Genomic DNA, 20,096 nt, shown 5'->3' on the forward strand with positions numbered 1-20,096 from the left:
ACAATTATCGGTAACACCTAAAGACAATAAAGGCTTAAGTCTATGACTTTTAAAAAGCTATTCTATGTACTGTTAATGATTATATGTGCATGGCTCGGCTACTACCTACTTGAACAACATTGGCGACAAGACGTTCAAGTAGCTCCTAATGACGAAAAACCAATGTTTATTGGTAATAAAGTCAGTAACACTAGCTTTGATTTAAAAGGCATGCGTCAATATCAAATTGATGCCGACCACCTTGAACACTTCAACGTCAGTGGTATCACGACGTTTACCAAACCCGTATTGTGGGTGTTTAAACAGGGCCAAAATGCAGAATGGCGAGTAAGCGCTAACACTGCCAAACTAGAACAAGATAAAATCTTACATTTACAAGGTAATGTACGTATTTTTAACTTATTACCTGATTCTGATATTCAGGTTATTAAAACCGATAATTTACGCTTAAATTTAGTCAATAAAGATTTTGATACCAACGATCATGTCACTATCAATGGCCCTGTTTTTCAAAATGAAGGCGACGGTATGAAAGGCAATATGAATCGAAATGTGGCTACTCTTCTAAAAAATGTAAAAGGTAGATATGAACCGACTAAAAATTAGTACTCTACTATGCTTGTTGTGTATCAGTGCACCAACATGGGCGATGAAAAGTGATACTAAACAACCCATTTATATTGATTCAGACAGTCAACAAGTTGATATGCCTAATAATATCGTCACTTTTATCGGTAATGTTAAGTTACGCCAAGGTACGATTGATATTCGCGCCAATAAAGTCGTTGTCACACGACCAAACGCGAAATCACAGCAACAAACCATTATGGCATATGGAAAACCAGCCACATTCCATCAAATAATGGAAGACGGTAAACCACTTGACGGTGAAGCGCTTAAAATGCGTTATGAAACCTCGACTGAACGTCTAAAAATGACAGGTAAAGCTGAGCTTAATCAAGATGGTAGCAACATTAAAGGTAATATTATTACTTACAATATTCGCGACCAACGTTTGGTAGCAGAAAGCGGTAACCAAGAGCGAGTCACCACCGTGATCTTACCAAGTCAATTAAACAATAATAAGAAATAAACAGTATTTATGGCTATTCTAAAAGCTGAACACCTTGCAAAAAGTTACAACGGACGCAAAGTCGTTTCCGATGTCAGCCTTGAGGTAGAATCAGGGAAAATTGTTGGTTTACTTGGTCCAAATGGTGCTGGTAAAACCACCTCGTTTTATATGATCGTTGGCTTAGTGAGCCGTGATGAAGGCACGATCACCATTGATGATGAAGATATTAGTCTCCAGCCGATGCATAACCGCTCACGCATGGGTATTGGTTATCTACCCCAAGAGGCTTCAATTTTTCGTCGTTTAACCGTCTATGATAATTTAATGGCAGTATTAGAAACACGCAAAGAACTCACCAAAGAAGACCGCCAAGACAAAGCGGAAGAATTATTAGATGAGTTTAATATTCAACATATTCGCGATAGTTTGGGGCAAGCATTATCAGGTGGTGAGCGCCGTCGAGTTGAAATTGCGCGCGCACTAGCGGCTAATCCTAAGTTTATTTTACTGGATGAACCGTTTGCTGGTGTCGACCCTATTTCAGTGATTGATATCAAAAAAATCATTAAACATTTGCGAGATCGTGGATTAGGGGTATTAATTACGGACCATAACGTTCGTGAAACACTGGATGTCTGTGAACATGCTTATATTGTAAGCCAAGGACACCTTATTGCTAATGGTACGCCAGATCATGTTCTTAACCATGAGCATGTTAAACGGGTTTATCTTGGTGATCAGTTCCGTCTCTAGCATTCACCATTGGCTATTGATTACAGAGAATAACAACAATAACAATAAGGTGTATCAACGTTAATGAAAACTTCGCTCCAACTTAAGCTCGGTCAACAGTTAGCAATGACGCCTCAGCTACAACAAGCAATTCGCTTGTTGCAGCTATCTACATTGGAACTTCAACAAGAGATCCAAGAAGCGCTTGATGGTAACCCTCTCCTAGAGCTCGATGAGACAGTTGATGCAGATGAAGTAAGTACTAACAATGAAACCTCAACTGCTGAAACCACCACCAACGATACTAACGAAAACCTTGATGACATTGAGAGTTTTGATACCGCAGAAGCTCTTGAAACCCGTGAACTGCCAACAGAACTTCCTGTCGATAGTACCTGGGATGATGTCTATAGTGCAGGTACTGGCAGCACTGGCATAGCCCTTGATGATGATATACCTGTTTATCAAGGGGAAACCACCGAGTCATTGCAAGACTACTTAATGTGGCAAGTCCACCTCACTCCATTTAGTGAAACTGATTTAGCGATTGCAACTGCCATTATTGACGCGGTAAATGAAAAAGGTTACCTCAGCTGTACCACCACTGAAATTTTAGAAAATTTCGAGAATGAAGATCTAGAGGTTGAGCTTGATGAAGTCGAAGCCGTTCTAAAACGAGTACAGCAATTTGATCCTCTCGGAGTAGCATCACGCAATTTACAAGAATGTTTATTGCTCCAACTTGCCACTTATCCAGAGCAGACCCAATGGCTTGCTGAAGCTAAAGTGCTATTACGCGAGCACATTAATTTATTAGGTAATCGTGATTATCGTCAGCTAATGCGTGAAACCAAACTTAAAGAGCCAGAGCTTAAAGCGGTAATGGAGTTGATTCATAGCTTAGATCCTCGCCCAGGCAACCGCGTCGTTTCCTCTGAAACTGAATACGTTATTCCTGATGTATCGGTCTTTAAAGAGCACGGTAAATGGGTCGTTAGCATTAATCCTGATAGTATTCCACGCATCAAAGTTAATCAGCAATATGCCGCATTAAGTAATAACACTCGTAATAGTGCTGATGGTCAGTTTATTCGTACCCACCTCCAAGACGCCAAATGGCTGATTAAAAGCCTTGAAAGTCGTAATGAAACCTTATTGAAGGTTGCTCGCTGTATTGTTGAACAACAACAAGACTTTTTTGAGTTTGGTGAAGAAGCCATGAAACCGATGGTACTTAACGACATTGCTCTTGCGGTTGAAATGCACGAATCCACCATATCCCGAGTCACAACCCAAAAATATATGCATACGCCTCGGGGTATCTTTGAATTGAAATACTTCTTCTCAAGTCATGTCAGTACGGATAATGGCGGTGAATGTTCATCGACTGCTATTCGCGCACTGGTGAAGAAACTTGTTGCTGCTGAAAATCAGGCTAAACCCCTGAGTGACAGCAAAATTGCGACTTTATTGGCAGAACAAGGGATCATGGTTGCAAGGCGAACTATCGCTAAATACCGTGAATCGCTTGGAATTCCGCCATCAAATCAGCGAAAATGTCTGATCTAACCCAGATCAGCGCCAACAAAAGGAAGACGTCTATGCAAATCAATATTACCGGACACCATGTTGATGTAACCGATTCTTTGCGCGAATATGTCAGTACCAAGTTTGAAAAATTAGAGCGTTTTTTCGACAAAATAAATAATGTTCAAGTGATCTTAAATGTCGAAAAGCTGCAACAGATTGCTGAAGCAACATTACATATAAATTCAGGAGAAATCCACGCTAAGGCTGATTCTGAAAATATGTATGCCGCGATTGACGAATTGACTGATAAACTGGTCCGTCAATTAAACAAACACAAAGATAAACTCAATAGTCACTAATCATGCAACTGAGTAACGTATTGAGCTTGGACTGTACTAAAAGTGCAGTCCCTTGCTCCAGTAAAAAACGCGCGCTAGAGCTCATCAGTGAGATCGCGGCAACACATCTTGATCAAAATCCACAACCATTATTTGAATGTATGCTCAATCGTGAAAAATTGGGTACCACAGGTATTGGTAATGGTATTGCGATCCCTCATGGCCGAATCAGTAATAGTGATCATGCGATTGCAGTGCTTATTCAATGCCAGCAACCCATAGACTTTGATGCCATTGATGGTCAACCGATTGATCTGTTATTTGCCCTTTTAGTTCCTGAAGAGCAATGCAAAGAACACTTATCGACCCTCGCAAGCATGGCTGAAAAATTGGGTAATAAGAAAATTTGCAAGCAATTACGCAATGCAACAACCGATCAAGAATTATATGACATACTGATTGATGAACAATAAATCAGCCCCTACAAACCCAAAAAAAAAGGTAGCTAAACCATGAGGTTAATGGTTGTTAGTGGCCGTTCAGGTTCGGGAAAATCGGTCGCGCTACGCGTACTAGAAGATTTAGGATATTACTGTGTTGATAACCTTCCCGTACACCTACTGCCACAATTTGTAAATGATATTGCCAATAACGAACAAGACATTGCGGTTAGTATCGATATTCGTAATATGCCACCCCATCAAGGTGAGCTTGAAGCCATTTTTAAAAATTTAGCCAGTGATGTTGATATCAACGTTATTTTTCTTGATGCTGATGATAAAGAACTGGTCAAACGCTACAGTGAAACTCGCCGCTTACATCCCCTATCTCGTCATAACATGAGCTTAGAACAAGCGATCCAATCTGAAAGCGTATTGCTGAGCGATCTTAAAGAACATGCCGATCTGGTTATTGATACCACCAACCGCTCGATTCACGATTTAAGTGAAACGGTACGCGCGCGAGTGCTTGGTCGTGAAGCGCGTGAATTGATTTTAGTGTTTGAATCTTTTGGGTTTAAACATGGCCTCCCTTCAGATGCTGATTACGTCTTTGATGTCCGTTTCTTACCAAACCCGCACTGGGTGCCAGAACTCAAACCACAAACAGGTCTTGATCAAGGCGTAAAAGATTTCTTAGCCGCCCATGCTGAAGTGAATAAGCTTAACTATCAATTGCGTAATTTCATTGAAACGTGGTTACCGATGCTAGAAAAGAATAACCGTAGTTATGTTACAGTCGCTATCGGCTGCACTGGCGGTCAACACCGTTCAGTTTATATCGCCCAGCAACTTGCCGAGTATTTTATCCAGCAAGGCCAACAAGTGCAGGTACGTCACCGCACGCTGGAAAATTATAAATGACCATTAGTCGTGAATTATTTATACGTAACCGGCTCGGGCTTCATGCTCGAGCCGCAATTAAGTTGGTTGAGCTAGCCCAAAGCTTTGAAGCCGTTATTACTATCACTAATGGCGCTAACAGTGCTACTGCCGACAGTGTAATGGGGCTATTAATGCTTGATTCCGCGCAAGGCCAAAAAATAATGGTTAGCGCTAAAGGTCAAGATGCTCAATCAGCCTTGATTGCGGTTACAAATCTCATTGAAGCTGGATTTGATGAAGATAATTAGCAACCTATCTCATTAACAATTAATGATTGCCAGTGAATTGTGATTTGCTTTTTAGTTAAATGACTTTTTTTGCATGTAATATGTGATCATCAAATACGCCTTTTAATACGTATTTGGTAGAGAAAAAGCATGAAATGTAGCTATCTCACCATGATTATCATACGTATCGCCCATACTTTGTCATCTTATGGCTAATTAAATATCAATCAGCACAAGACAAAGGCTAACCGATTACGTTAAAATTCAGCTTATTGCGCCATCAAATATAAGTGGGCCTAATACCTATGGCGGATGTATTAGAACAAGATCAAACCCATCACACACTCCAAGAAGTCAACAAAGCGCTTGAAAATGGTATGTTTGTCCATGTTCGCCGGTTACTCCAAGATATGGAGCCGGAGGACATTGCTCATCTGTTAGAAGCCTCACCACCGAAAGAACGTCAAGTCTTATGGCAATTGACGGATCCAGAAGAACAAGGTGAAATTCTTGATGAACTTTCTGAAGATGTAAAAGATGGCATCGTCTCGCAAATGGAGCCAGAAAAGCTGGCTGCCGTTACCGAGGGGATGGAAAGCGATGATGTCGCATACGTACTTCGTAGCCTCTCTGATGAGCGCTACCAAGAAGTATTGGCACAAATGGATGCCATCGATCGTCATCGTATCGAAACAGCACTCGCTTATCCGGAAGATACAGCCGGTGGCATGATGAGTACTGACTTTATCACGATTCGTGGTGATGTAACTGCCGATGTGGTATTACGTTATTTACGTATGCGTGGTGAACTTCCAGAAGCAACCGATTCACTGTATGTCATTGATGAAAAACAAATTTTAATTGGTCACTTATCTCTATCAACCTTGATCACCACTCAACCTGACATCGAAATTAAAGATGTAATGGAAGATGCTGATGAAGCGATTGCGGTTGATATGGCTGACAGTGAAATTGCCAATATTTTTGAACGTCGAAATTGGATATCAGCCCCTGTTGTTGATGCTAATAATCACCTTGTCGGCCGTATCACTATCGATGACGTGGTTGACTTGATCCGTGAAGAAGCAGAACACTCAATGATGTCCATGGCTGGTATGGATGACGACGAAGATACCTTTGCACCAGTATTAAAATCGGCTAAAAGTCGTAGTATTTGGTTAGGTGTGAATGTTCTTACAGCCTTAGCAGCAGCCTCTGTTTCCAATATGTTTGAACACACTTTACAACAGATGGCGACTGTAGCGGTATTGATGACAATTGTACCATCAATGGGTGGTGTGGCAGGTAACCAAACCGTGGCACTGGTTATTCGTGGTCTTGCTGTTGGTCATATCGGTGATACCAACACTCGCTGGCTACTAAGTAAAGAAGCACGAGTGGGGTTAATTAATGGTTTAGTATGGGCATTAATTATCGGCTTGGTGGTGTTTGTCTGGAAAGGCAGCTTGATACTTGGCGCGATCATGGCTGGAGCAATGCTAGCAAACTTATTTGTTGCTGGTGTCGCTGGAGTATTAATTCCTATTGGGCTAAAAAAACTCAAAATTGACCCCGCACTTGCAGGCGGTATGGCACTCACAACCTGTACCGATATTGTCGGCTTAATGGTGTTTTTAGGCTTAGCAACTGTCTTTATTACGCCTTAATACGTGATAATCCATTGATAAAAAAAGTCCAAATCAAGTGCTTGATTTGGACTTTTTTATTGCGCATAAATCACGTCATTAACAACGATTATTCACCCGCAATTTTCATTGAATCTAATAACATTGATCCGGTAAGTATCTGACTGCGCGTTTCAGTATCACTACCAATGGCAACAATATTTTGCATCATATCTTTCAGGTTACCAGCAATGGTAATTTCAGAAACCGGATATTGAATTTGACCATTCTCAACCCAGAAGCCAGCAGCACCACGCGAGTAATCGCCAGTGATAATGTTAACCCCTTGACCCATTAACTCTGTCACCAACAAACCACGATCCATCTTCTTCAGCATTTGCTCAAAGCTTTCACCGGTTGATGATACTAGCCAGTTATGAATACCACCCGCATGGCCCGTTGGCTGCATCTTCATTTTACGCGCCGCATAGCTGGTCAATAAATACGTCTGCAATGCACCATCGGTGATGATTTCACGATCATAAGTTGCCAAACCTTCACTATCAAACGGGGTACTTGCCATACCACGTAGAATATGCGGACGCTCACTGATATTTAACCACTCAGGGAAAACCTGCTCACCGAGTTTATCAAGTAAAAACGATGATTTGCGGTATAAATTAGCGCCGCTGATACCCATCACTAAATGACCAAATAACCCTGTTGCAATATCAGCAGCAAACATTACTGGTGCTTCACGCGTGGTCAGTTTTTGTGGATCAATTCGGCTTACGGTACGCTCTGCTGCATGACGACCGACACGTTCAGGCGTCCACATATCAGAGGCTAAACGTGAGGTAGTATAGCTGTAATCACGCTCCATATTGCCGTTTTTACCTTCACCGATCACACAGCAACTAATGCTATGACGACTAGAGGCATAACTGGCTAGCATGCCGTGGCTATTACCGTAAACACGAACACCATAGTGACTGTCATAGCTTGCACCATCACTTTGTTTTACGCGTGGATCAAACGCCAATGCCGCTTCTTCGGCAGCAATTGCAACAGCAGCTGCATGATCAGGTTCAGGCTCGTCAGGGTGAAACAAGTCTAAATCAGGAATATTACGCGCCATTAATTCTGCAGGTCCAGGCCCTGCAAATGGATCTTCAGAAGTATAATTTGCAATATCTAATGCAGCAGCTACAGTTTGAGCAATAGCCGCTTCACTTAAATCTGATGTTGAGGCGCTGCCTTTACGGTTACCGCGATACACGGTAATGCCTAGCGCACCATCGCTATTAAATTCAACATTCTCAACTTCACACATGCGAGTTGAAACACTGATACCTGTTGTTTTGTTAATGGCTACTTCGGCTGCATCAGCCTGTTTACCAGCAACTTCAAGCGCTTTTGCTACCGCGGCTTCAAGTTCAACACGCTGATGAGCAACCTGTTCTCTTACGTCCATACAATCACTTAAGGTTAGGGTTTAGCTTATTAGTTATAGAATAATGTAATTTACGCCCAAAATCGTTATTAAACTGATAAAATAGAACTATTGATACAATGAGTGAGCCCATTTATGAGCCGTAAAAACAAAAAAGCCCCTTGGGATGAAGAAGAAGAAATCATCTGGGTCAGTAAGTCTGAGATGAAACGCGACATGGAAGAGTTGCAAAAAATTGGTGAAGCGCTAGTTGAGCTAACACCTAACGCACTAGCAAAAGTGCCATTAGATGACGAAATGATGGCTGCAATTAAAGATGCGCAACGCTTTAGTAAAGAAGCGCGTCGTCGTCAATTGCAATTTATTGGTAAGCAGATGCGTCACATGGATCTCGAACCAATTCAAGCTGCACTTGATAAATTAAATAATAAGCACTCACAACACACTGTTGCTCTTAAAAAGCTTGAAATCAAACGTGATAAGTTGGTTGAAAATGGTGATAGCATGTTAAATGCGATTATGGTTGATCATCCCGATGCTGATCGCCAACACCTACGCCAATTGATGCGTCAAGCAGCCAAAGAAAAGGCACAGGAAAAACCAGGCAAAGCGTATCGTGAGATATTCCAATGTCTAAAAGCACTATACCTTGCTGACTAATGCACACCATTAGTGGTAATAAATAACAAAAATGCCAGCATTGCTGCTGGCATTTTTATTAATACGATATTGTTGTTGCGACGCTCAAATAGCCGCAAGTCGTTATTCAGTGCCACCTACAGTCATTGAGTCAATCTTCAAGGTTGGCTGACCAACCCCTACAGGCACGCTCTGACCCGCTTTACCACACACACCGACACCACGGTCAATATCAAGATCGTTACCGACCATCGACACTTGCTGCATCGCTTCAATACCACTACCAATTAAGGTCGCACCTTTAATTGGACGAGTGACTTTACCGTTTTCAATTAAGTAAGCTTCTGAAGCAGAAAATACAAATTTACCTGAGGTAATATCTACTTGACCGCCACCAAAGTTGGGAGCGTAGATACCATGTTTGACACTGGCAATAATTTCTTCTGGCGTATGTTCTCCAGGTAACATGTAAGTATTGGTCATACGTGGCATTGGTAAATGGGCATAGGATTCACGACGACCATTACCTGTAGGTGCAACACCCATTAAGCGCGCGTTTAACTTATCCTGCATATAGCCTTTAAGTTTACCGCCTTCAATCAACACATTATGTTGGGCTGGTGTACCTTCATCATCAATATTGATTGAGCCTCGGCGATCGACTAACGTACCATCATCGACAATGGTACATAATGGCGAAGTCACTTGTTGCCCCATTTGACCGGCAAACATTGATGAGCCTTTACGGTTAAAGTCACCTTCTAAACCGTGTCCAACCGCTTCATGTAATAACACTCCAGGCCAACCAGCACCAAGTACAATCGGCATCGTGCCAGCAGGCGCTGCATCAGCTTCAAGGTTAACCAATGCCTGACGAATCGCTTCATCAGCAAAAAAGATCGCTTGGCTTTTACCATTCGCATCTTCTGTTAAAAATGTCTCGTAGCCATAACGACCACCACCACCAGCACTACCACGTTCGCGCTTATCGCCTTTTTCAACCAATACACTGATCGATAACCGCACTAATGGACGAATGTCTGCCGCATAAGTGCCATCTAACGCAGCCACTAGCACTTCTTCATAAACACCATTAATACTGGCAGAGACCTCTGTTACTAACGGCTCTTTAGTACGAATATAACGATCAATTTCTTCAAGCAAGGCAATTTTTTGGTATTTATCAAAACTACCTAATGGATTAATCGGTGAATAAATACCTGACGATGTCATTGGCGCAAATGTCTGAACTTTACCGTTACCACCTTGACGCACGATACCACGCGCAGCTTTGGCACTTTGAGTTAATGCCAATAAGTTAATTTGATCTGAGTAAGCAAAACCGGTTTTCTCACCCGCAACAGCACGCACACCAACACCGCGGTCAATGTTAAACGAGCCGTCTTTAATAATACTGTCTTCTAAAACTAACGATTCATGCCAGCATGATTGAAAATAAATATCAGCATAATCAACATCACGAGTAGCAATTAAGCCAAGAATGTTATGCAATTCATCACGACCAAGACCTGACTGGTCAAGCATGGTAGTTTCTACTGTGTTAAGGGTCATTAATTTGCTCTTAATTATTGAATATGACTGAACACCAAGCGAGCATGATCAGCCACTGGCATATTGGTACGAATCTTATTTGCTAATTGTAAATCAACATTCGCTGTCAGAACACCCGTTCCTTGTTGTTGGCAGGCAACCACTTGTCCCCACGGATCAACAATCATTGAATGACCCCAGGTTTCTCGCGTTTCATTGTGCTCGCCCCATTGCGCTGCGGCAACAACCCAACACTGAGTTTCAATTGCTCGCGCTCGTACTAACACTTCCCAATGAGCACGCCCAGTTAACTTAGTAAATGCTGCTGGAATAACAATAATATCAGCACCTTGCTGTCGTAACTCGCCATAAAGTTGCGGAAAACGAATGTCATAACAAATCGATAACCCAAGTTTACCAAACGGAGTATCTATAACTTTTATATCATCGCCAGCTTTAAAGGTATCAGATTCTCGATAACTCTGATGTTTATCAGCAACATTAACATCAAACATATGCATTTTATTATAATGCGCCTGAATTTTACCGTGATCATCAAACAGCACAGCGGTGGTGGTGATGCTACCATCAGGCTGTAAAATTGGCATTGAACCGATCAATAACCAAATCCCTAACTGATGCGCAAACTGAGATAATTGCTGTTGCAACGGGCCATCACCTAAGGGTTCAGCCCAACGTTGATAATCTGCTTTACTGCCAAAAACGACGGTATTTTCAGGGGTAACAACTAACTTAGCCCCTTGTAGTTGTAACCCTTGCATAAATTTCTTTAATTGGCTCAGGTTACGCTCAGGATCAGTGCCTGAGTTCATTTGTACTACACCAATCTTTGTCATGGCTATCTCCCTGAACGATAAATAAAATCAATTATATTCATTGCTATCGTAACCAAAAAATCAGTTTAAAACTTACTGTCCTCTGGTATTTTATATTCGCCTTCTAGGCGTGAGCGCTCAACGACTTTCGGCGCAGCTATCGGACCTGTAACTTGGTAATTCACTTGCGTAATAACATCCAATACCGGTGACAAAACAGTTGAAATCGCAAACACATATAATGCGACTTGCGGTGCGACAGCAAAAGCGGTCATTACTGGTAATCCTGAGGTGAAATCAGGAATAAATTTAACGTTAGCATTAACCTTTTCATCAATTAAGTTCACTTTACCGTTAATATACATATCACCGGCTAACGCTTGCATCTTGATATTATTACTATCAAAAATACCATCTTTGATGGTGCCATTGCCGCGAATATAATTAAACGCTAAACCGTTATCAAATACCCCTGAAAAATCGAGTTTCATTTTTCGAATAATTGAATCCAGACTAAACAACCCCAGCAGTCGCCCAGCACCACCGACACCACTGACAACCCCTTTACCAATATCAGTACTCACTTTGCCATTTAATGTGCGTCTATCAATGCCCCACGGTGTACCTTGCCAGTTAACCATGACATGAGTATTAAATGGCGCATTCTGTACGCTGCCTGAAATCCCAAACCGATCTAATAAATCCGTACTATTACTGCCACTGATAGCCACATCAAGTTGGGTGTGATTATGCTGCTTGGCAATACTCCAATCACCACTTGCCTTTAGACTCACGTTACCAGATTTAATTTTAAGCTGTTGTAGTTGTAAATGGTTACGGCTCTTAGTTAACGTCGCTGTCACCGCACCTAAGCGATAACCTTGTAACCATGCATCAGCAATCGATAAGTCTATTTTCGGTATTGCGACCATAATACTACGATCATTGGTTGTCACTATGGTTGATGGTTGTTTGGTGGCTAATAATGGTGTTAACAATGCCGCTGGCGGCTGTTGATTTAATTGTGGCAAATTAAGATGTAACGATTTCAAAATCACATTTAACGGCTGATTGTGAACCCACGAGATATAACCATTCGCTTCTCGTGATGCCAGTTTTATCGACCATCCTTGACCACGTGTTGCCACACTATTAACTTGATGCCAATCCAGCCCACCTAAGGTTAACTTAGCCACTTTTGCTGTTATTCGCGTCGGCAAAGGTAATGAAAATTCATTGCTGTGACTGATTGCTGAAGATTTAACCTCACTCACGGGTGCGCTTTTTATCAAACTCAGCCATTGATCAGCATTAAATTTACGACTATTAAGTTGCACTAATTGCCCCTGCAATGGCTGAGTTAATAGACTTCTTTTACCGACAGTTAAATTACTGGCAGTGATTTTAGGCACTGGGGTTAATAACGACATTTGAGCTTGGTACGCCACATCGGGCAATAAAGCTTGCGCATACAAATGAGATGCATCGCCATTCACGTGTACCGTTAGTGCTGCTGTATCTTGAGGTTGCTGCAGCGGATACGGTAATTGACTACGCACCTGCTTTAAAGGCAGGGTAGCCGCAACATTATAGCTAACATGTTTAGCGTTAATATTAACCCCAACTTGCGCTTGCCAATCACTACTACCAGTCACATTATCGGTCACAATTGACGGTAAATAATCTTTTAATTTAGCAACTTGCCATTGACCACCGACACTAACATTAACCTTATATTCAAGCGTATTGTTTACATGATCACCATTAAAGCCAAATTGAATTGGTTGGTGATATAGCATTCCCGTCAGCCCTTGAGCTTTAATCGCGCTATTCTTAAAACTCAAACTGCCATTGACATTGTCTATCGCTAAATGAGGCGTCGTTAGCGTGATCGGATTATTTTTAAAATACACCTTACCGCTAGCATCTACGTCAGTGCCATTAAAGGGAATATTTAAATTCAATTTAGCGGTAACAGGCCCTGCAACCTCAATGGTTGTCAATGCACTCCCCACCGAGTCTGCTAACGGGCTATTGAGCATATATTGGTGGACTTGTGGCCCTGTCGCAGCCAAATCTATACCTAATTTCAGCGCGCCGTTTGGCGTTAAATCAGCCTCACCCACAACCTTAGGGCTATAGGCAGCCAGTGTTTTGACGTGATTAGAATCAATGTACATTTTGTCATTTTCAAATAACAAATTAAGTTGCATGTCACGCAACAGTGGCCACTTTGGATCAAAACTAAATTTGGCATGCGTTAATGGTACAAATGCTTGAAATACACCATCATGACGTTGGTAAGGGAAATCATTCAAGGCGCCATACCATAGGATACGAGCAGACTTCACTTGTCCGCCTTTAATTGCCTTGGATAAATAATCAGTAAGATCATTACCAAGTGCTGGTCGTGGTAAATAACGCCACGTTTGACCTGCATCAACCACATTAGCTTCGCCATATAACGACAACCACGTTGGCGCATTGAGTGGCATATCAACGCGAGCTTGACCCGCAAAGGTTAAATCAGGCGTCGCTATAGCAAGATGATCACTCCAAAAAGTGGTCACTTGCGCACTTCGATGCCAATAAGCTTCAATTTGCGCTTGATTGACTTTGAGTGGTTTGGCAAATACGCGCTCATAAGCAAAACTATCTGCGGTAGTATTGATGGTCACTTTACCTTGCTGACCATCACCGACAATAGTGGCATTTAAGTGATTAATACCAGGGATCCATTGCCACGGTTTAACACTTAATTGCTGCACCTTAAACGAGAATCGCGGCACTTTATTGGCTTGCCCTGCCACTCGAATTTGGGTCAATAATCCACTCGGTTGCAGGTGTTGCAGGCTATTAACCATCGAATTAGTCGAAGGCAGGAAATTAATCAGTGGTAATAGCCGTTGTAAGGCAATATTACTTAACGCCAACTTCCATTGCTGGAGTTGGTCTTGATCACCAAACCGTAATTGACCAGCAATATCAAACGTCGGCCATGCAACATCATCGGTATAGATTGCAAATTTTTCAGTGTCAATTCGCCAACTTCTTGAACCATCAGCTAAGCGAATTGGTCTTAACGCCACCAACCCCTGCTTAATATTAATTTGATGTTGTTGGTCACCTGCTTGCCAATCAATAGTACTATTGTTGATCTTGGCTTGACTGCTTTTAATCTGGCCGTCTTTTAACGTTAGCCATGCCTCAACCCCAATTTCACTGTGAGTTATATTTGCCACTCCAGCTAACTGCTTATTAAGCCATGGCGTCACGGAAACATGCTCACCTTTGATATACAAACGACCAGATAAGCTATTCAGCCCACCCTGTTCTGAAAGGTTGGCTTTAATCGCTAACTGACCAAGATCAGTATTGGTAAAACTAATACTGCCTTGCGCTAAATGACGTCCTCCAACATTAGCCCAATCAAGTTGCTTAATATTAAGTTGCTGCGAAGCGCCAGAAGGTGCCACAAATGACACTGATGAATCGAGCAGTTGAAATTCACCTAAGCGGGTAAAAAATAGCTGTTCTACTCGTTGCGCTAAACTGGTGTTAGCAACGTTAGGTGTAGCTGAAGACGGCTTTATTTTGGTTAGATCAACATTCACCTGACTAATGGTAACTTGTTTAAATATAGGCCGTAAATGCAGGGCTGAATGCCAAATATCGAAATAAAACCCGACCTTGCCAATGGTGGCTAATGGCCGAGTATCATCTGGCGAAGCAATCATAATACCGCTAACCGTTAAAGCCGGACCAGCAGCTTGCCAGCGGCCTTCGATATTAGTCAGTTTTAAAGAAATGTCCGCCTGCTGAGATACCCATTGGGCAATCGGCTGGCGGTAATCATTGAGATGAGGAAGCAGTAACCTTAAACCGGTGATTAACGATGCTAAGAGTAATGATGTGATCACTATTAACCATAAACCACCCCGTACAAGGCGTACGAGAATCTTGGGCACTGTTACTTCCTCATTAAGTATATTACATCATAACAACATCAAACTGCTCTTGAGTATAAAGAGGTTCTGGTTTGATTTTTACTTGCTTACCGATAAATACTTCTAACTCTGCTAACGCATGATATTCATCACCCGCTAATGCATCACCGACGGCTGAAGATACATAAACTACAAATCGATCGGCATCATAAGCACGGTTTACACGAGTAATTTCTCGTAAAAGTTCATAACACACGCTTTCAACCGTTTTAACCGTACCGCGACCTTCGCAAGATGGGCAAGTATTACACAACACATGTTCAATACTTTCACGAGTACGTTTGCGAGTCATTTCAACTAAGCCTAACTGAGTAAAGCCATTGATATTGGTTTTCACTCGATCAAACGATAAGGCTTGTTCTAACGCCTGTAAGACTCGGCGTTGATGCTCTTCCAACGCCATATCAATAAAGTCGATAATGATAATACCGCCAAGATTACGTAATCGTAATTGACGAGCAATGGCTTTAGTGGCTTCAATATTGGTATTAAAAATAGTTTCATCGAGATTACGACGGCCAACAAAGGCGCCAGTATTAATATCGACAGTAGTCATGGCTTCGGTTTGATCAATAATTAAATAGCCGCCAGATTTCATTTCCACTTTACGATCAAGCGAACGTTGAATTTCCGCTTCAGTATCATAAAGATCAAAAATAGGCTGATCACCAGAATAATATTCAATATTTTCGGTAACTTCAGGCACGAATTCATCAGTAAACTCTTTAAGCTTATCAAACGCAACCCGTGAATCGACCTGAATGTGGTTAATTTCAGTACCAACAAAATCACGTAAAATACGCTGTGCCAATCCTAGCTCACCATAAAGCATTGAGCGCGGTTTGTATTTCGCACGACGCTCGATGACTTTACGCCATAAATGCTTTAAAAATGCTGCATCTTGAGCAACTTCATCAGGATCTGCGCCTTCAGCGGCAGTACGAATAATAAAGCCACCAAGATGATCACAATGCTGTGCCACCGCTTTTTTCAAACGACCACGTTCTTTTTCACAAGCAATTCGCTGAGAAACACCAACGTGACTAGCTCCAGGCATAAACACTAAATAGCGTGATGGCAATGTGATATCAGTGGTTAAACGCGCACCTTTAGTGCCAAGAGGATCTTTAACCACTTGCACCACAATATCTTGTCCCTGACGAACAAGCTCGGAAATATCACGAACTTTAAATTGTTTTTTTTCGTTTTCAGCTACACATTCAGTGTGTGGAACGATATCTGACGCATGTAAAAATGCAGCTTTGTCTAAGCCAATATCCACAAATGCAGCCTGCATTCCGGGTAACACGCGGCTAACACGTCCTTTATAAATATTGCCGACGATGCCTCGCTTTGATTCACGTTCAATGTGAATCTCTTGCAAAACACCTCCCTCAATCATTGCGACACGCGTTTCACTCGGCGTCACATTTATTAGCAGCTCAGTGCCCATGGTTGCCTCTACTTATAACTTTAAAAAATCTTGCACCATGATGTCGGTTTCCACTAATGGTAACCCCATCACAGCATAATAACTGCCGTCAATACGGGTAATAAATTTGCCACCAATGCCTTGAATGCCATAACTTCCGGCCTTATCTTGCGGTTCACCACTTTGCCAGTATTTTTTAATATCGTTATCGGACAAAGTTTTAAACCACACCTGGGTGGTTACTAAACAGGTTTGACTGTGTGATGATGTTGCTAAAGTGATTGCAGTCATCACTTGATGCTGCCGTCCTGATAATAACCTCAGCATACGCGCAGAATCGTCAAAATCGACAGGTTTTTCTAGAATTTGTTGATCTACCACAACAATCGTATCAGCACCAAGGACAGGAATGTCATTAGCTGCTGCTTTTACGCCTGCTAATGCTTTATCACGTGACAAGCGTTGCACATATTGCGCGGCAGTTTCTTGTGCTTGATGGCACTCTTCAACATCAACCACTATACGCTCAAAGTGATAACCAAGTTGCGTCAAAAGCTCCATTCGACGCGGTGAACCAGAGGCTAGGTAAAGTTGAATAGCGGCCATAATTATCCTGTATTAAATAATTGGTAATTTAAAAATAGTTTATAAAATGATGTGGAAATTATTACGCCAAAAGAACAAAGGGGAACACCGACTGGCTTCCCCCTATAATATTCATCGTCACTAACGAATCGCTAATTTACGTCGAATGCGGCGCAATAATAAAAATAGCCATGGCCATAATATAAAATTTAATAATGCAGCCCACAGCTGTTGCGGATAAAAACTAATATTTGAAACTAAATATTCAGCCCAAAATTCAATTAATTTAGCTGCCACTGACAATAATGCTATCACGATAGCTTGTTGCCAGAGCGATAAATTACGCAATACTCTAAAGTTGAGCGCAATAATATAAGCGATCACTGACAACATTAAACCACGCACACCCAGTGTTGAGCCTAAGGTTAAATCCCACAATAAGCCCACAACTAGCGCAGTACCAACATTGACTCGATGAGGCAATGCTAATACCCAATAGCAAGTCACTAATACGACCCATGATGGTCGAAAAGGTTCAAGCTCTCCTGGCCATGGTACTGCTTGCAGCACTAACGCAAATAAAAATGATAACCAAATCCAGATTCGACCATGTGCTTTATTGGTTGGCATGATTTACCTTTTCTGGTACTGGCACCACAGGAGCCGCTGTGGTTACTGCTGCAGGCGCGACAGCTTCAATAACCGTTGCTGGACCAGCCTTGTTAACCGTTGGCTGAGCGTTGGTTTTAACGCGATCTGTTGGCCACACTAATAATAGATACCGCAAACGATCAAATTGTACCGTTGCTTTGGCAGTAATTTTTGCAAATGGACGTTTATTATCAAATGAGAACGATGTTACTCGTGCCACAGGATAACCTTCTGGATAACGACCACCTAAGCCTGAACTTACCAGTAAATCGCCTTTCTTTATGTCAGTGCTGCTTGGTACATGCTCTAACAATATTTGCTGATCACGACCACCACCAGTGGCAATAACTCGAATATCATTACGAACAACTTGTACTGGAATAGCATTAGTAGGATCGATTAATAATAATACGCGACTATTATGCGCTCCAACATAAGAAACCTGACCGACAATACCTTTATCGTTAATGACTGGCTGACCTTCATAAACGCCATCAATACGGCCTTTATTAATCATCACTTGATAACTATAAGGATCAGAATCAACCGCCATCACTTCTGCCACCATTTTACGCTCGTCGCGAACAAATGGAGAACCGAGTAAACTTCTTAAACGCTGATTTTCTTGCTGTAATTGATCAAGTAATAACACATTACTTTTCATGACTAATAAATCACGTTTTAATGCTTTATTCTCTGTCAATAATCGTTGGTGAGAACTGAATTGCCCCCGTAGGACATCTAACATTTCACGCGGTAAATTAGCAGCATATTGCAGTGGCGCAACCGCCGAATTCAATAAATAACGAATATTGGCAAAAGCACCAAGACGACTATCGGCTAGCATTAAGCTAGCCGATAATAATATAGCAAGAAACAGGCGTAATTGCAGAGATGGACCTCTGCTAAATATAGGTTTCATATAACGCTATAACCTGTTTAGTTAAACACCTATGATGGTATTATTCTTCGCTGAAGAGATCGCCACCATGCATATCAATCATTTCAAGCGCTTTACCACCACCACGTGCTACACACGTTAGTGGATCTTCAGCTACAACAACCGGAATACCCGTTTCTTCAGTAAGCAAACGATCAAGATCACGCAACAATGCGCCACCACCAGTTAATACCATACCGCGCTCTGAAATATCAGAAGCGAGTTCAGGTGGACACTGCTCAAGTGCAACCATTACTGCAGACACAATCCCCGTTAACGGCTCTTGCAATGCTTCTAAAATCTCATTTGAGTTTAGCGTAAAGCTACGTGGAACACCTTCTGCAAGATTACGACCACGAACTTCAATTTCACGCACTTCATCACCCGGATATGCCGAGCCAATTTCATGCTTAATACGTTCAGCAGTAGCTTCACCAATCAAACTACCGTAATTACGGCGTACATAGTTAATAATCGCTTCATCAAAGCGATCACCACCGATACGTACTGATGATGAGTACACCACACCATTTAATGAAATAACCGCAACTTCAGTCGTACCACCACCGATATCGATCACCATTGAACCTGTTGCTTCTGATACTGGCATTCCAGCACCGATTGCAGCAGCCATTGGCTCATCAATTAAATACACTTCACGCGCACCAGCACCTTGTGCTGATTCACGAATTGCACGGCGCTCAACTTGAGTTGAACCGCAAGGTACTGCCACTAATACACGTGGGCTTGGGCGTAAAAAGCTATTGTCATGCACTTGTTTAATAAAGTGCTGCAGCATTTTTTCAGTTACGTAAAAATCGGCAATAACACCGTCTTTCATTGGACGAATGGCGGCAATATTACCTGGCGTACGACCAAGCATCAATTTGGCATCATGGCCTACTGCAGCAACACTTTTGGTTGCCCCCGCGCGATCTTGACGAATAGCCACAACAGAGGGTTCATCAAGAACAATTCCTTGTCCTTTGACATAAATAAGGGTGTTGGCTGTGCCCAAGTCAATAGACAAGTCATTGGAAAACATGCCACGAAGCTTCTTAAACATAGTCTTCAGCTATTCCTGCAAGCG

Annotated in this window: 19 protein-coding genes; 10 read left to right on the plus strand and 9 right to left on the minus strand. The window is 42.0% G+C overall.

The window, feature by feature from the left end:
* The first annotated feature begins 42 nt into the window (after positions 1 to 42).
* The 9 genes from lptC (at position 43) to mgtE (ending at position 6,954) form a co-directional block, all read left to right on the plus strand.
* Positions 43 to 606, plus strand: a complete 564-nt coding sequence (gene lptC, locus PAND9192_RS13695) for an LPS export ABC transporter periplasmic protein LptC (RefSeq protein ID WP_087854241.1) — start codon at positions 43 to 45, stop codon at positions 604 to 606.
* Positions 587 to 1,093, plus strand: a complete 507-nt coding sequence (gene lptA / locus PAND9192_RS13700; protein ID WP_065167045.1) for a lipopolysaccharide transport periplasmic protein LptA — start codon at positions 587 to 589, stop codon at positions 1,091 to 1,093. The genes lptC and lptA overlap by 20 nt, the downstream gene beginning before the upstream one ends.
* Before the next feature lie 9 nt (positions 1,094 to 1,102).
* Positions 1,103 to 1,828: an LPS export ABC transporter ATP-binding protein gene (gene lptB / locus PAND9192_RS13705; protein ID WP_060998321.1), complete on the plus strand. Its 726-nt coding sequence runs from the start codon at positions 1,103 to 1,105 to the stop codon at positions 1,826 to 1,828.
* Between the two features lie 63 nt (positions 1,829 to 1,891).
* Positions 1,892 to 3,376, plus strand: coding sequence for an RNA polymerase factor sigma-54 (locus tag PAND9192_RS13710; RefSeq protein WP_087854242.1), 1,485 nt, complete (start codon positions 1,892 to 1,894; stop codon positions 3,374 to 3,376).
* A gap of 32 nt (positions 3,377 to 3,408) precedes the next feature.
* Positions 3,409 to 3,696, plus strand: a complete 288-nt coding sequence (gene hpf / locus PAND9192_RS13715; protein WP_087845578.1) for a ribosome hibernation promoting factor — start codon at positions 3,409 to 3,411, stop codon at positions 3,694 to 3,696.
* Between the two features lie 2 nt (positions 3,697 to 3,698).
* Positions 3,699 to 4,148, plus strand: a complete 450-nt coding sequence (ptsN, locus tag PAND9192_RS13720) for a PTS IIA-like nitrogen regulatory protein PtsN (protein WP_087821133.1) — start codon at positions 3,699 to 3,701, stop codon at positions 4,146 to 4,148.
* Positions 4,149 to 4,187: 39 nt separating this feature from the next.
* Positions 4,188 to 5,039 (plus strand): RNase adapter RapZ, encoded by an 852-nt coding sequence (gene rapZ / locus PAND9192_RS13725; RefSeq protein ID WP_087854243.1) that lies wholly within the window; start codon positions 4,188 to 4,190, stop codon positions 5,037 to 5,039.
* Positions 5,036 to 5,308, plus strand: coding sequence for an HPr family phosphocarrier protein (locus PAND9192_RS13730; protein ID WP_087854244.1), 273 nt, complete (start codon positions 5,036 to 5,038; stop codon positions 5,306 to 5,308). The genes rapZ and PAND9192_RS13730 overlap by 4 nt, the downstream gene beginning before the upstream one ends.
* A gap of 284 nt (positions 5,309 to 5,592) precedes the next feature.
* Positions 5,593 to 6,954, plus strand: a complete 1,362-nt coding sequence (gene mgtE / locus PAND9192_RS13735) for a magnesium transporter (RefSeq protein ID WP_087854245.1) — start codon at positions 5,593 to 5,595, stop codon at positions 6,952 to 6,954.
* A gap of 88 nt (positions 6,955 to 7,042) precedes the next feature.
* Here mgtE and pmbA read toward each other — a convergent pair whose 3' ends face one another.
* A complete protein-coding gene (gene pmbA / locus PAND9192_RS13740; RefSeq protein WP_087854246.1) occupies positions 7,043 to 8,386 on the minus strand; it encodes a metalloprotease PmbA in 1,344 nt (447 codons plus the stop codon).
* A 114-nt stretch (positions 8,387 to 8,500) separates the two neighbouring features.
* Between pmbA and yjgA the strand changes: the two genes are divergently transcribed.
* Positions 8,501 to 9,025, plus strand: a complete 525-nt coding sequence (yjgA, locus tag PAND9192_RS13745) for a ribosome biogenesis factor YjgA (RefSeq protein WP_065167054.1) — start codon at positions 8,501 to 8,503, stop codon at positions 9,023 to 9,025.
* A gap of 102 nt (positions 9,026 to 9,127) precedes the next feature.
* Here the strand turns inward: yjgA and tldD are convergent, their stop codons facing one another.
* The 8 genes from tldD to mreB all read right to left on the minus strand — a co-directional run bounded on the left by tldD (position 9,128) and on the right by mreB (position 20,072).
* Positions 9,128 to 10,576, minus strand: coding sequence for a metalloprotease TldD (gene tldD, locus PAND9192_RS13750; protein WP_087854247.1), 1,449 nt, complete (start codon positions 10,574 to 10,576; stop codon positions 9,128 to 9,130).
* Between the two features lie 14 nt (positions 10,577 to 10,590).
* Complete coding sequence (locus PAND9192_RS13755; RefSeq protein WP_087854248.1) at positions 10,591 to 11,412, minus strand: carbon-nitrogen hydrolase family protein; 822 nt, start codon at positions 11,410 to 11,412, stop codon at positions 10,591 to 10,593.
* 65 nt (positions 11,413 to 11,477) lie between these two features.
* On the minus strand, positions 11,478 to 15,359 hold the full coding sequence (locus tag PAND9192_RS13760) for a YhdP family protein (RefSeq protein ID WP_087854249.1): 3,882 nt from the start codon (positions 15,357 to 15,359) through the stop codon (positions 11,478 to 11,480).
* Positions 15,360 to 15,381: 22 nt separating this feature from the next.
* Positions 15,382 to 16,851 carry a ribonuclease G gene (gene rng, locus PAND9192_RS13765; RefSeq protein ID WP_087854250.1) on the minus strand — a complete coding sequence of 490 codons (1,470 nt, stop codon included), beginning with the start codon at positions 16,849 to 16,851 and terminating at the stop codon, positions 15,382 to 15,384.
* A gap of 12 nt (positions 16,852 to 16,863) precedes the next feature.
* Positions 16,864 to 17,436 (minus strand): Maf family protein, encoded by a 573-nt coding sequence (locus PAND9192_RS13770; RefSeq protein WP_087854251.1) that lies wholly within the window; start codon positions 17,434 to 17,436, stop codon positions 16,864 to 16,866.
* A gap of 120 nt (positions 17,437 to 17,556) precedes the next feature.
* Positions 17,557 to 18,045, minus strand: coding sequence for a rod shape-determining protein MreD (gene mreD / locus PAND9192_RS13775; protein WP_060998335.1), 489 nt, complete (start codon positions 18,043 to 18,045; stop codon positions 17,557 to 17,559).
* Positions 18,032 to 18,988: a rod shape-determining protein MreC gene (gene mreC / locus PAND9192_RS13780; RefSeq protein WP_087854252.1), complete on the minus strand. Its 957-nt coding sequence runs from the start codon at positions 18,986 to 18,988 to the stop codon at positions 18,032 to 18,034. Before mreC ends, mreD begins: the two co-directional genes overlap by 14 nt.
* Before the next feature lie 40 nt (positions 18,989 to 19,028).
* Positions 19,029 to 20,072, minus strand: a complete 1,044-nt coding sequence (gene mreB / locus PAND9192_RS13785) for a rod shape-determining protein MreB (RefSeq protein WP_036793121.1) — start codon at positions 20,070 to 20,072, stop codon at positions 19,029 to 19,031.
* Positions 20,073 to 20,096 lie beyond the last annotated feature (24 nt).

Source organism: Photobacterium andalusiense (assembly GCF_900185625.1).
GTDB lineage: Bacteria > Pseudomonadota > Gammaproteobacteria > Enterobacterales > Vibrionaceae > Photobacterium > Photobacterium aquimaris.